The 13,112-nt window shown below is 69.1% G+C and carries 11 protein-coding genes; 5 read left to right on the top strand and 6 right to left on the bottom strand.

Annotated elements, in window-relative coordinates:
• Positions 1-66 precede the first annotated feature (66 nt).
• From E0H75_RS25615 to E0H75_RS25600, 4 genes are all read right to left on the bottom strand, one after another.
• Positions 67-1,323 (bottom strand): ArgE/DapE family deacylase, encoded by a 1,257-nt coding sequence (locus tag E0H75_RS25615; RefSeq protein WP_131516207.1) that lies wholly within the window; start codon positions 1,321-1,323, stop codon positions 67-69.
• A 7-nt stretch (positions 1,324-1,330) separates the two neighbouring features.
• On the bottom strand, positions 1,331-2,200 hold the full coding sequence (locus tag E0H75_RS25610; RefSeq protein ID WP_131516206.1) for a phosphotransferase family protein: 870 nt from the start codon (positions 2,198-2,200) through the stop codon (positions 1,331-1,333).
• Positions 2,200-3,489 carry an aspartate--tRNA(Asn) ligase gene (gene aspS / locus E0H75_RS25605; protein ID WP_131516205.1) on the bottom strand — a complete coding sequence of 430 codons (1,290 nt, stop codon included), beginning with the start codon at positions 3,487-3,489 and terminating at the stop codon, positions 2,200-2,202. The genes E0H75_RS25610 and aspS overlap by 1 nt, the downstream gene beginning before the upstream one ends.
• A gap of 485 nt (positions 3,490-3,974) precedes the next feature.
• The gene (locus tag E0H75_RS25600; RefSeq protein WP_131516204.1) at positions 3,975-6,212 is read right to left on the bottom strand and encodes a sigma-70 family RNA polymerase sigma factor; all 2,238 of its coding nucleotides are present in this window, start codon (positions 6,210-6,212) and stop codon (positions 3,975-3,977) included.
• Positions 6,213-6,661: 449 nt separating this feature from the next.
• Here E0H75_RS25600 and E0H75_RS43195 point away from each other — a divergent pair, with 449 nt between their 5' ends.
• The 5 genes from E0H75_RS43195 to rsrA all read left to right on the top strand — a co-directional run bounded on the left by E0H75_RS43195 (position 6,662) and on the right by rsrA (position 10,010).
• Positions 6,662-7,348, top strand: coding sequence for a hypothetical protein (locus E0H75_RS43195; RefSeq protein WP_165554030.1), 687 nt, complete (start codon positions 6,662-6,664; stop codon positions 7,346-7,348).
• Positions 7,349-7,481: 133 nt separating this feature from the next.
• Positions 7,482-8,282 carry an SOS response-associated peptidase gene (locus E0H75_RS25590; protein WP_131516202.1) on the top strand — a complete coding sequence of 267 codons (801 nt, stop codon included), beginning with the start codon at positions 7,482-7,484 and terminating at the stop codon, positions 8,280-8,282.
• A 52-nt stretch (positions 8,283-8,334) separates the two neighbouring features.
• Entirely contained in the window at positions 8,335-8,967 is a 633-nt protein-coding gene (locus E0H75_RS25585; RefSeq protein WP_131516201.1) for an alpha/beta hydrolase family protein, read from the top strand.
• Positions 8,968-9,105: 138 nt separating this feature from the next.
• Positions 9,106-9,735 carry a sigma-70 family RNA polymerase sigma factor gene (locus tag E0H75_RS25580; RefSeq protein WP_131358482.1) on the top strand — a complete coding sequence of 210 codons (630 nt, stop codon included), beginning with the start codon at positions 9,106-9,108 and terminating at the stop codon, positions 9,733-9,735.
• Positions 9,732-10,010: a mycothiol system anti-sigma-R factor gene (gene rsrA / locus E0H75_RS25575; protein ID WP_131516200.1), complete on the top strand. Its 279-nt coding sequence runs from the start codon at positions 9,732-9,734 to the stop codon at positions 10,008-10,010. The genes E0H75_RS25580 and rsrA overlap by 4 nt, the downstream gene beginning before the upstream one ends.
• Positions 10,011-10,044: 34 nt before the next feature.
• Here the strand turns inward: rsrA and E0H75_RS25570 are convergent, their stop codons facing one another.
• On the bottom strand, positions 10,045-12,573 hold the full coding sequence (locus tag E0H75_RS25570; protein WP_238163272.1) for an ATP-binding protein: 2,529 nt from the start codon (positions 12,571-12,573) through the stop codon (positions 10,045-10,047).
• Positions 12,574-12,768: 195 nt separating this feature from the next.
• On the bottom strand, positions 12,769-12,843 hold the full coding sequence (locus tag E0H75_RS45065; RefSeq protein ID WP_369759046.1) for a 50S ribosomal protein bL37: 75 nt from the start codon (positions 12,841-12,843) through the stop codon (positions 12,769-12,771).
• Positions 12,844-13,112: the final 269 nt, after the last annotated feature.

Raw genomic sequence — 13,112 nt, 5'->3', positions numbered from 1 at the left:
GCGTCCAGCAGCCGCCCGAGCTCCGCCGAACGCCCACGCAACGGCCCCATGGTGGATTTGTACCACTCAGCCGCAGCGGCGGACGGCTAGCAGCGCGTAGGCACGGGCCGCGTGCAGGACCTCGGACAGACGCACGTGCTCGTCGGTGGCGTGGGCGTACCGCACATCGCCGGGACCGTACTGGAGTGTCGGGATCCCCGCCGCCGCATACAGCCGCAGATCCGAACCGTACGGCGCTCCCCTCACCTCAGGGGTCTCGCCATGGGCGTCAGTGGCTGCCTGCAACGTGTCCGCCAGCAGCGGATCGCCCTCGGTCAGCAACCCGGAGGCGAACTCACCTCCCGGCCAGCTCACCCCGACAGGATGCTCGCGCAGCCAGTCGTCCTTCGCGCACGCTTCGGCGATCGCCGTCTCGAAGGCATCCCGCGCCGCGGCCACCGATTCGCCGAGGCGTACGCCGTACCGGCCCTCGGCGACGAGCAGATCCGGGACGGTGCTGGCCCAGTCGCCCGCTTCGATCCGGCCGACGGACAGCGGGTTCGACAGCTCGAGATGCGCCAGCAACGGATGCGGATCGCGGTTCCGCTCGGCCTCGAGGGCCTGCAGTGCCGACTGGATCACCACGAACTTCTCGATCGCGCTCACGCCGCGGGTCCGGGTCGAGCCATGCGTCGCGAGCCCGGGGATCTCCAGCCGGAAGGTGAGCGACCCGGCGTTGGCCGGGATGACACAGCCCGCGGTCGGTTCGGCAATCAGGCACGCCTCGCCGGTGTGGCCGCGCTTCAACGTCGCGAACGCGCCGGCGCCGCCGTCCTCCTCGCCGATCACGGTGTGCACCGCGAGCGGCTTCCGCAACTCGATGCCTGAGGCAACAATGGCCGCCACCGCGCCCAGGATCGCCGCCACTCCGCCCTTCATGTCGCAGGTGCCGCGTCCCCACATCACCCCGTCCTCGACCCGTGCCGAGAACGGATCGCGGTCCGGCCACAACCCGAGCTCACCCGGAGGCACCACATCCACATGCCCGTTGAGGATCAGCCCCGGCGTCGCGTCCCCACCGAGCACCCCGACACAACCCCACGCCTCGTCCCGCGCGACCTCCATGCCAGGGAACTCCGGATCGGTGGTCACCGTGGGCATGTCGATCGCCCACTTGTCGACAATCAGACCGAGCGCCGCCAACCGCTCCGCACACCACGCCTGGACGTCGGCTTCCGCCGGAGTCCCGTCGACACTCGGGATGCGCACCAGGTCACGCAGCTCGTCGATCACCCGCGCGTCGTCGACCGCGGCCAGTACCCGTCGTTGCAGCTCACTCAGCATGCGCACATCATGCAACCAGCAGTTCGAGCACTCGCTGAGCGCCCTCCCGGACGAGATCCTGCGAGAACTTCGAGCGTTCATGGACGAACTCGGCGATCGACGCGTACGCCGCCGCCGCGCAGACCGCGACCGCCGCCCGCCCACCGGCCCGCAACGCCGCTTCCAGGAACAGTTCGTCGACTCCGGCCGGCGCACCATCGCGGGCCGCTGACGTCGCCAGCGAGACCAAGTCATACGCCCGCGACCCACCGCCCGCCGCCTCGATGTCGATGATCCCGGCGATCCGCCCATTGTCGACAATCAAGTTGCCGACGTTGAGATCCCCGTGCACGAGATCGTTGTCGGGCAGCACCTCGCCACGATGCGGCCGGCACAGCTCGGCGTAGCGGTCGAGCAGTTCCGCGACCTCACCGCCGTACGCATGCACCCGGCCCCACACGCCGTCCCAGTCCTCGAAGACGACGCCGCTTGACCACCCCGACCAGGTCACACCGTCCTCGGGAACGAGATCGCTCTGCAGTTCGCAGATCGCGATCAGTTGCCGGGCGAGCCGCTCGTCCATCACCAGTCCGTCGCGGAGCGGCTCGCCGGTGACGAACTCCTGCAACTGGTACGGCGATCCGGCCACGGTCTCGCCCACCGCCAGCCAGGCCGGGGTCGGATAGCCGACTGTCCGTGCCCGGCCGACGAGGTCTGCCGCCCGGCGGACCCGCGGCGCCCAGCCCGGGTCGGCCGTCCACTTCAGGACGACCGTGGCATCGCCGTCGGTGAGCTCGTACGCGCTGGACTGCAGACCACCGGTCAGTTGCCGGACGAGCTGATAACTGGTGCCTAGGGCAACGTTCAGCTCGCCGACAACCGACTCGGTGGTGTCCACTACGGGGTCAGCCGGTGCAGGTCGCGCGGGAACAGCGTGACCTCGCGGACGTTCTCCGCCCCGGTCAGCCGGGCGACGAAGCGCTCGAGACCGATCGCGAAGCCGCCGTGCGGTGGCATCCCGTGCTTGAACGCCTGCAGGAACGAGCTGTACGCCGGGTCCTGCGGCGACTCACCACGCGCCTCGAGGATGGCGGCGTACTCACTGTAGCGATGCAGACGCTGGCCACCGGTGACCAGCTCGACGCCCTTGAAGAGCAGGTCGAACGAGTTGGACCAGCGCGGGTCCGACGGCTGCGGATGCGTGTAGAACGGCCGCTTCACCATCGGGTAGCCCTCGACCGCGACGAACTCGCTGCCGTGCTCGCGCAACGCCCACTCGCCGATCGCCCGCTCGTCCTTCGGCGCCAGGTCCGGTTCGTCCGGGTCCGCACCGGCGATCTTCAGCGCCTCGCTGAAGTGCACGACCGGTACGTCGACCGGGATCTCCGGCAACTCCACTCCGAGCCGCTCCAACGCGGCACCGGCCCGCTCGCCGACGGCGGCCAGCATCCCGGCAACGGCCGAGCGCAGTACGGCGAGTACGTCGCGATGGCCCTCGATGAACCCGAACTCCGCGTCCAGCGACACGTACTCGGCCAGGTGCCGGACCGTGTCGTGCGGCTCGGCCCGGAACACCGGGCCGACCTCGAAGACCCGCTCGAACACCCCGACCATCGTCTGCTTGTAGAACTGCGGCGACTGCGCCAGGTACGCCGGGCCTCCGAAGTAGTCCAGCGCGAACACGTTGGCCCCGGACTCGGTCGCCGTACCGACGATCTTCGGCGTCTGGATCTCGGTGAACTCCAGACCGTCCATGGTCCGGCGGTATCCGTGCAGTGCCGCGGCCGCGATCTCCCAGCCGGCCCGCACCGACGGGTGCCGCAGGGCGACCGGCGCGTTGTCCAGTACGACGGGCAACCCCGCGCCCACCGTGGGTCGCCAGAGCTCGATCGGCGGCGTCGCGGCCGGTTCGGTCAGCGCCTCGATCACTGGGTCGACGATCTCCGCGCCACCGGGCGCCTGCGGGTTGGCGGCGACCGTGCCGGTCACCTGGACGACGGTCTCCTCACCGAGTTCGTCCAGCTGTGCTTGCGTCTCCGGCGCTTTCACCACGATCTGCGACAGGCCGGACCGGTCGCGCAGGATCAGGAAACTGACGGCGGCGAGCCGTCGTCTTCGGTGCACCCAGCCGGCCACCGTGACGGACTGGCCTACTGCTGAGGGGATCTCATGGTTGAGAATGCGCATCGCTGTTTTCACCTCCAGGTCGTTTCTCGTACCCCGGAGGTGTGGGCGAAGGGGAATCTCGCGGTGCCACCACACCTTCGCCGGATCGGGCGCGTGCCCAGGTCCGGCCTCTTGCCGTGCATCCGCTCGGGAGTGTCTTCACCACCGCTCCACGTATCGCCTTCACAGCTACCGGCGACTCTCTCGGACGTGGTGTACGGCGCTACTCGGTTCCGTCAGCGCGAACCCGACCAGCGTAGCGACCGCCGGCGCCGACCACCAAGTGAGTTACCGGCAGCCCGCCACCCCCCGCCCGCACGCCCGCACCAACCGCCCGCCCCGGCCCCGTCTGGTGGGTTGACCCATCCGCGTGTGGGTTGGCCAGCCGCACGCGGTTGGCCAACCCACGTTCTGATGGGTCAACCCACGAGGGCGCACCGGAGGGGAGGGTGGCGGCCTGGGGCAGCTGGAGGTGGGCCTGGGGCGGGGCAGGAGGCAGGGCTGAGTTAGCGACGAGTGGTCGAGGGCGGGATCTTGACCGAGTCGGTGTCCTCGCGGCCACCGACCTGCGCGTGCACCGTGAGCGTGTTGCTCGAGCCGGTGCCTGGCAGCCACGCGGCCCACTGCGAGTTGAACGACTTGCGGTAGTTGTCGGTCCAGCAGGTCATGCTGTTGACGTCGGACGACCGCGAGCAGGTCCACCCGATGTTGAGCGCCGGCACGAACTGCAGGCTGCGGCCCCAGGTGATGTCCAGCGTCACCCGCCGGTTCGTGGCCCCGCTGATCTGCAGGAACCGGTTGTAGAGGAACGGGTTCGGGTCGGTGCTGGGTGTCGGCGTGACGATCTGCAGCAGCGACTCGTCCGGCCGGATCCCCGGCAGCACCTCGGAATCCGTGTCGCTCACCAGCCCGGCCGTCGCCGCCACCGTGAACGTCCGCGCAGCCGCCGAGCTGTCGTCGGGGACGTCGAAGTTCGCGGGCAGCGGAGCCGGCTTCGCGGGGGTGAGCGACGTACAGGTCTTGGTCGAGGCCGAGCACTTCCAGCCCGCCGGGTTGCCGGTGATCGGCCACTCCAGCGACGAGCCGTAGCTCAGCTTCAGTGTCACGCTGGTCCGGTCCGTGCCGGGGGCAACGGTCAGGATGCGGTGGTGGACATCCGGATCCGCCTTGCCGGCGACGATCTTCAGCAGGTTCTCGTCAGTCCTCGGCGGTGCGGTCAGCGTGGCCGAGTCGTCGTCGTACAGGCGGCCGGTCTTGGCCGAGACGGTGAAGGTGCGGTCGGCCGCTGAACCTCCGGTCGGCGTCGCGAACGAGACCGGCAGTGGCTGGGGTGCGGAGGAGTTGTCCGCCGTACACGTGCCGGCGGCCTGGTCACACGTCCAGCCGCGAGGGTCCCCGCTGAGCGGCCACTGGAGTGCGGAGCCGTACTTGAGGCCCACGACGATCGGGTTGGCGTTCTGAGCCGGGGCCGTGATGGTGATGACCCACTGCTCGGCAGCCTGGCTTTGCACGCCGCCGGCCCGCGTCGTGGGGGTGCTGCCACCGCTGCGCGGCGCGCTGATGGTCAGCAGGCCCTCGTCCAGGATCGGTGTCGTCGGCAACGGTGGTGTCGGTGTGGTCCCCGGCGGAGTCGGAGTGACGCCGGGTGTCGGCTCCGGTGACGTCGGCGCGGTCGTCGGGGGTGCGGTGGTCGGAGCCGTCGTCGGCTTCGCGGTCGGCGGCTTGACCGACGGTGGCGTGGCCGGTGGCACGGTCGGAGCTGTCCCCGGCGGCTGGGTCGGCTGCTGGCTCGGCGGATTGCTGATCGCCGCCGGGGGAGTGTCGTTGCCGGTGAGCGCCATCGCCGCGAGCACGGCCGCTACCGCGACGACCACGACCGCTCCGGCGCCGACCGCCGTACGCGTGCTGTTCTCGGTCGCCTTCCTCCAGCCGGTGACCAGGAAGCCGACGAAGCCGACCTTGGCACCGGACGCGGCGGCCAGGTAGCCGAGACCCGCGGTGCCCAGCAGGGCCGGGGCGAGCAGCGCCGGCAGCGCACTGTTGACCTCGACCAGCTCGAGGTAGACCGCGGTGCACTTCGCGCAGTCGTCCAGGTGCTCGCGGACGTTGCGGTTCTCCCGCTTGGTCAGGCCGCCGCGGACGTACGCACCCAGACGCTCGGTGGTCCAGCGGCAGCGGTCTCCGGCGACGTCGGCCAGGTGCTGCTGCAGGTAGGCCTGGCGTAGACCCTCGCGGGCTCGGTAGGCGAGCGCGGAGACGCCGTTCGCGGTCAGACCGAGCAGGGGAGCGATTGCGGCAGGCTTCTCACCCTCGACCTCGGTGTGCCACAGCACGGCCTGCCAGCGCTCGGGCAGACTCGCGAACGCCTTGGCCGCGGCGCCGCTCTCGAAGCCGGTCACGGTCGGGTCGTCGAAGGTCTCCGGCTCCCGCTCGTACGCCGCGATGTCGTCGGTGGCCTGCACCTTGCGGCCGGACCGGATCCGGTCGACGTGCACCCGCCGTACCGTCGTCAGCAGGTAGGCGCGGAAGGAGATGTCCGGGCCGCCGCCGGAGCGGAGCGCGTCGAGCACCTTGGCGAACGCGTCGCTGGCCAGGTCGTCGGCGTCGTTGGCCGGGACCAGTTGGCGGGCCATCCGCTCGGCCGCGTGGTGATGCCGGCCGAACAACTCGCCGTACGCCTCGAGGTCGCCGTTGCGGACGCGCGCGATCAGTTCGGCGTCGCTCGGTCCTTCCGGCGTCTCCATCGGTCTCCCCCGTGGTCTGTGGTCACGACTGTCCGTACGACGGCGTCACCGTCCGTCACATAGTTGCCGAGGACAAGGCTCCCACGTCGGACCGGCTGTGCGCATCTCCCCGGCGCACCTTTCCTGACGCGGAACCGTGCTCCTTTCCTGACGAGGACGCCCCCGCGGAAGTTACGCGAAAAAGTTCTCCGAATCCGCGTCATGAACTTCGCCGCCCGCTGTCTCACCTCCGGAACGACGCTTCCGGCCGACCGGTCGGGAGACTGACGGGGCTGTTTTCGAGGAGGGCCATGTCGCTGTTCGCGGATCTCCGCAGACGGTTCGACCTGCGTCCGGCCAAGTCCCTGAACCTGGCGGGGTCGCCCGCACGGAACCGGCCGGAAGTGTCGTCTCCCACCGATCAACCGTGCGGACGGAGGGAGCCGCACGGCACAAGCAGCCCTGACGCGATGAGCTGTCCCGAAAGCAGCACCGATCACAGCGCCTATCTCGCGATCGCCGAGGCGCTACGAGACGGTGCCGATGTCGTGCCTGCGAGCGACGAGGTCGGCCGCCAACTGGCGGCCGACGGAGTCTCGTTGCTCGAGGCACTTGATGGGCTGAGTGCGCTGTACCGCTCGATCGCCGGGGGCGAGCCGGCTTTCGCCGCGGTACGCGCACTCAGTTCCAGCTGGGCCGAGGCCTCACTGGTCTACCTCCACTCGCTGTCCTGCGAGGACCCGCTGACCGGGCTGTCCAGCCTGGCGCACCTGCGGTCCCGGCTCGGCGAGCTCTACCGAGAGGCGGAGTTCCGTGGAACTTCCGTACCGCAGACCCACGCACTGGTGGTTGTCGAGCCGCTCAATCCCCCGGGCACCACGCCGTTCGACCGCGAGCTCCGGCTGGTCGACGTGGCGGAGTGCCTGCGGATCGTCTTCTGCGGCGGTGACGTACTGGGCCGCGTCGGCTCACACCGCGCGGCGGCGCTCGTCGGCCGCGAGCCGAACCTGCCGGAGCAGGTCGAGACGGCTCGAGCGCTGATCACCCAGTGGCGGCTGGACGCGGACGGACCGCAACTGGCCCGGATCTGGATCGAGGGACTACCAGGCACTGAGGCGATGGCCGAGCGCGTACTCGACGAACTGGCCAGACCCTAGGGACCTGCGTCCGGACGCCAACAGGGGGGTGCCCGGACGCATCGGACCGGCGGCGGATCGCTCATCACGGGGTGAGCGATCCGTCGTCGCTCGTTCCCGCCCGACTGTCGGCAGGGCGGCCTAGGCTGGGGGCATGTGCGGTAGATATGCGTCCAGCCGGGACCCTTCGGACCTCGTCGTCGAGTTCGAGATCGAGGCGGGGAACGTGCGCGAGTCCGTGCAGGATCTCCCGGACAACTACAACGTCGCGCCGACCGACCAGGTGATCGCGGTGGTCGAGCGGAAGAACCGTGAGCAGCCAGACGACACGGTCCGCAAGCTGACCACGGTCAAGTGGGGACTGGTGCCGTCCTGGGCCAAGGACACCTCGATCGGCAGCCGGCTGATCAACGCCCGGATGGAGACGGTGGCGGAGAAGCCGGCCTTCAAGAAGGCGTTCGCCACCCGGCGCTGCATCCTGCCCGCGGACGGCTACTACGAGTGGTACACGGCCGAGGAGAAGGTGAACGGCAAGCCGGTCAAGCAGCCGTACTTCATCCACCCGGCCGACGGCAGTGTGCTCGCGATGGCCGGGCTGTACGAGATCTGGCGGGACAAGTCGGTCCAGGACGCGGAGAAGGACGAGGCCTGGCTGTGGACCTGCACGGTCCTGACCACCTCGGCCACCGACGACCTCGGCCGCATCCATGACCGGATGCCGCTGCTGGTCGAGCGCGAGCGGTACGACGCCTGGCTCGACCCGCTGTCATCGGATCCTGACGATCTGCTCGACCTCCTGGTCCCGGCCGCGCCCGGCCGGCTCGAGGCGTACGCCGTGTCCAAGGCGGTCAGCTCGGTGAAGAACAACGGACCGCACCTGGTCGACCCGCTGCCGCCCGACGGCGCCGACCCGATCGACAAGCCGCCGGCGCCCGAGGAGACCACTCTCTTCTGACCCACCGCTCCGGCAGCGCCGATCCGTCGCCTTCAGATGACAGGATGGGCGCGTGACCGACGAACGGATTGTGGGGACGCCGCACGGTGAGGCCCGGATCGTGGCGCATCGGGCCCGGCGGCCGGTGGCGACGCTGGCCCTCGGTCACGGCGCCGGGGCGGGGATCGAATCCGGCGACCTGACCGCATTGGCCGCCCGGCTGCCGAAGCAGGACATCAACGTGTTCCTGATCGAGCAGCCCTGGCGCCGGGCCGGGAAGAAGCTCGCGCCGGCACCGAAGATCCTGGACGAGGCGTGGATCGCGATCATCGGCCAGTTGCGGGTCCGCACGCCGCTGGTGATCGGCGGCCGCAGCGCCGGCGCCCGAGTGGCCTGCCGGACCGCGAGCAGTCTGGGTGCGTCCGGCGTACTGGCGCTGGCGTTTCCGTTGCATCCGCCGGGCAAGCCGGGCAGTTCCCGGGTCGACGAGTTGCAGGGCGCCGGGTTGCCGACGCTGGTCGTGCAGGGGGAGCGGGACCCGTTCGGGTCGCCCGAGGAGTTCCCGCCGCTGACCGAGATGGCCGTCGTACCGGACGCGGAGCACTCGTTCAAGGTGCCGAAGCGGGCCGAGCTGAGTCAGCAGGAGGCGTTCGACCTACTGGTCGAAGCTGTGTTCGAATGGGTCAGCCGCGAAGTGTCCGGATGATGGTCAGCGATTGAACGCTCCGCAGCGGCCCGCTCAGGCGGGAATGACGCTGCGGCGGGGGGTGTTGTGACGAACATGATGGCGACGAGTGTGGCTCCGGCGCGAGACGCTGGGCAGACCCCGGTATTCTCGATCACGATGCCGACTCCCACCACCACCGAGACACCCGAGCAGCGCACCGCGCGGTTCGAGCGCGAAGCGCTGCCCTTCCTGGACCAGATGTACGCCGCGGCGATGCGGATGACCCGTAATCCGTCCGACGCCGAGGACCTGGTGCAGGACACCTTCGCGAAGGCCTACAGCTCGTTCCACCAGTTCACGCCGGGGACCAACCTGAAGGCGTGGCTGTACCGGATCCTGACGAACACGTTCATCAACGGATACCGCAAGCGGCAGCGTCAGCCCACGCAGTCGCCGACCGAGGAGATCGAGGACTGGCAGCTCACCGCCGCCGAGTCCCACACTCCCGGCGGACTGAAGTCGGCCGAGGCCGTCGCTCTGGAGCATTTGCCCGACTCCGACGTCAAGGAAGCACTGCAGTCCATCCCTGAGGACTTCCGCCTGGCCGTGTACCTGGCCGATGTCGAGGGCTTTGCCTACAAGGAGATCGCCGACATCATGGGTACGCCGGTGGGCACCGTGATGTCTCGGCTGCACCGTGGCCGGCGCCAGTTGCGTGAGCTGCTGGGCGACTACGCCCGGGATCGTGGCCTGATCCCCACGTCGGACGACAGCGCCGACGCGACCGCGGAGAAGGAGGAGTCGTGAGCTGCGGCGAGCACCACGACGTCGACTGCAGCGAGATCCTGCAGCGGGTGTACGTGTTCATCGACAACGAGCTCGAGGACGCCAGCACCGACGAGATCCGGCAGCACCTGGAAGAGTGCGCGCCCTGCCTGGACGAATACGACCTGGAACGCTGCGTGAAGAAACTCGTGCACCGTTCCTGCGGCTCCGACCACGCCCCGGACGCCCTTCGCCAGAAAATCCTTCTCCGGCTGACCCAAATCCAGGTGGAAACCACCATCATCACCACCGACTGAATCGCCGTTGGCCCCGTTTCCGCGGGGCCGGCGATCAGATCGAGTGATTTGTGAGTGCGTAGGTGTAGGGCTCGTCGCCGGCCAAGTGGGCCAGCAGCTCCTGCGTCTGCGTTTCGTGAATAGGCGAAAGCCCGGCGAGTACGCCGGCGGCAGCGGTGGCATTTGCCCTCGCGGCGGCACGGTCACCGGTCGCGGCATTGATTTTTGCCAGTTCCAGAAGAATGCGGCCCTCCCGCAGCCGGTTCTTGGTCCGACGGGAGAACTGCAGAGCCTCGCGGGCATGGTACTCACCCGTGTCGAACCGCCCTTGACCGGCGTAGGCCAGGGCCAGCGTGTGATGGCTCTCGTTGAGACCCACGTCGTCCTGGGCCTGTTCGGCCAGCAGGACGGCGCGTTGCACGGACTCGACCGCGTCGCCGTAGCGGCCGACCAGCACATGTGAGAACCCCGCGTTGACGTAGCGCTTGAACACCGAGCGCTGGTCGCCGTACTTCTGTGCCAGGGCGACACCCTGCGCGAACGCCTGGTCGGCGCGCTCGTAGTCGCCGATCCGGTCGTAGAGTCCGCCGACCGCGGTGTACGCGACGCCTTCCAGCGTGACGTCGCCGATTTCCTGGCTGAGTCGCAGCGACTGATTGCCGAATTCCAGCGCCTCGTCGATGCGTCCGAGGTGGCCGAGCACATACGTCAGCGAGGAGCAGCACCGCGCCTGCCCGTGAAGGTCCGCCTCCTGCCGGAACATCTCCAGGGCTTTGAACAGGTGCAGAACGGCGGCTTCCAGGGCGCCGTTCTCGACCTCGGGGATCGCACTGTCGTGCTGCAGCCAGGCCGCCGTCAGCGGCAGCCTCAGCCGCTCGGCTAGCTCGACCACGCCCCGGCCGAGCTCGCGCATCTCCACCCAGCGCCGGCGCGGCTCGAGGTTGCCGAACATCGCGAGCGCGAGCTCGGGGAACACAGCGGTCTCGGCGATCGACGTACCTGCCGCCTGGGCGACTCTGTCCAGCAGGTTGCGCTGCTCGTCGTCGAACCATCGCAGCGCCGAACCCATGTCGGGGAACGGCGGAAGTGGCTCGGCCTGGACAGTGGCGAGCGACAGCCTGGGGCTCTTCGGATGCGTCAGCCGCTGGCACGCCCAGGCCGCCGCGATGTAGAAGCGAAGGACGCGGTCCAGACCGGCGTCACGTTCGGGCGGGGTGAGGTTTTCGTCCGCCAGCTCCCGCGCGTACGCCCGGATCAGGTCGTGCAGGCGGTAGCGGTCAGGGGCCACGGACTCGAGCAGGTTGAGGTCGACCAGGCGTTCCAGGATCAAGTCTGCCCGGCGGAGCGGGACGCCGAGCAGATGGGCGACGACGATGGTGAGGAGATCCGACCCGTCCGGAACACTGAGCAGGGGAAGGGCCTGCGCGGCCTCGCGGTCGAGTGCCCGGTCGCTGGTGCTGAGGAACTCGACCGAACTGGCGATGCTCGCGCGTACGCCGGTCTCGTCGGAGCCGAGGTTGTCGAGCCGGCGCTCCGCATCCCGGAGCAGGTCGACGAGATGCTGGATCGGCCAGCTCGGGCGCGCCGCCAGCCGGCCGCCGATCAGCCGGACGGCCAGCGGCAGGCGGCCGCTGAACGAGGCGAGCCGCTCGACCGCGTCCGGTTCGGCCGCGACCCGGGCCGGGCCGATGACCCCGGACAGCAGCTCGACCGACTCGGTCTCCGACAACGCGTCGAGCCGGATCTGGCGCGCGCCCGGCAATGCGGCCATCGATCCGCGGCTGGTGATGATCGCCGCCGATCCCGGGCTCGCCGGCAGCAACGGCGTGACATGGCGTACGTCGGTCGCATTGTCGAGCAGCACGAGCACGCGGCGACCCGCCAACTGCGATCGCAGCAGCGCGGCCGCTTCCTCCATGTCGTCAGGAATCAGCTGAACGTCCAGACCAAGGGACCGCAGCAACTGCCGCAGCGCTTCCGCGGTCGTCATCGGCCGGCCCGGGCCGTATCCGCGGAGGTTGAGGTAGAGATGGCCGTCGGGATAGCTGCTGGTCAACTTGTGGGCTGCCTGAACAGCGAGGGCAGTCTTGCCGATGCCGCCCATGCCGGTCACAGCAACCAGCCCGACGGCGCCGGTGCGGATCCTGGCGGGATCCCGCAAGGCGGCCTGGACTGCTTCGATCTGAGCAGCACGACCGGTGAAGTCCGGCACGGCCGGGGGTAGTTGCCAGGGCACCGGTAACGCATCGGTCACAGCGGGTGCCGGTGATACCGGTGCCGCCGTCGGCACCCGCACCGTACGGCTCTTGCCGCGCGCAACGGCCAGGAACTCCTCGGCTTCGCCGGCGGTCAGGTCGAGGGCCACGGTCAGTGCCTGGACGGTTCCGATCCGGGGTCGCTGCCGGGTGCCGCGCTCGAGCACGCTGATCGCCTGCTCGCTCAACCCGGCTTTGGTGGCGAGAGCGGCCTGGGTCAGACCGGCCCTGGTCCGGAATCCACGCAGCAACTCGCTCAGGCTCCCGGCGGTCAGCCGACCCACCTCCTCACTCGTCGAAGCCCACCCGGCACCGTCGGTGCCGAACATCCGGAGCTAACTCTAGGAGGATCCGCCGACCGAAGTGATCGCAAAACCCAACAGTCGTTTGACAGTAGCATTCAGTATGCGACCGGGGACGCTCCGAATACAGACCTCGGTTAAAGCTGGTCTGATCCGAGCTGTGACCAAATTGCAAAGACCCCGGTTTTGGCCGGGGTCCTCGCTGTCTGTAGCCGCCTGAGTTCAGGCGTTGGGGCGCTTGCCGTGGTTCGCGCCCTTCTTCTTGCGTGCACGGCGCTTGCGGCCGGTCTTGCCCATTCCTAAGCCTCCTTGAAACAACTGCAAAGAGTCACAGTCTCTCATACCACGCTGCGGACAGTGCCATCGTGCGGCGAGTCACGCACTGCCTTACAGTGTTTCGGCGCACGTCGGTTGAGCAAGAATTAAAGGAAGAGTCAGCGATGCGCTGTCTAGCCCCCCTGAAGCCCGCAGCAGCCGGGATTCAAGACTACGCCGCTGGTCGGAGGTGACTATCATGGCGACCGACAGCTGGGACTGGTGAACTATGTCGTAGTGGAAGGCTAGAG

The sequence above is a fragment of the Kribbella capetownensis genome (assembly GCF_004331485.1).
GTDB classification, from domain to species: Bacteria; Actinomycetota; Actinomycetes; order Propionibacteriales; family Kribbellaceae; genus Kribbella; species Kribbella capetownensis.
Note: the sequence above shows the minus strand (reverse complement) of the source record. Positions and strands in the feature narration are given on the sequence as shown.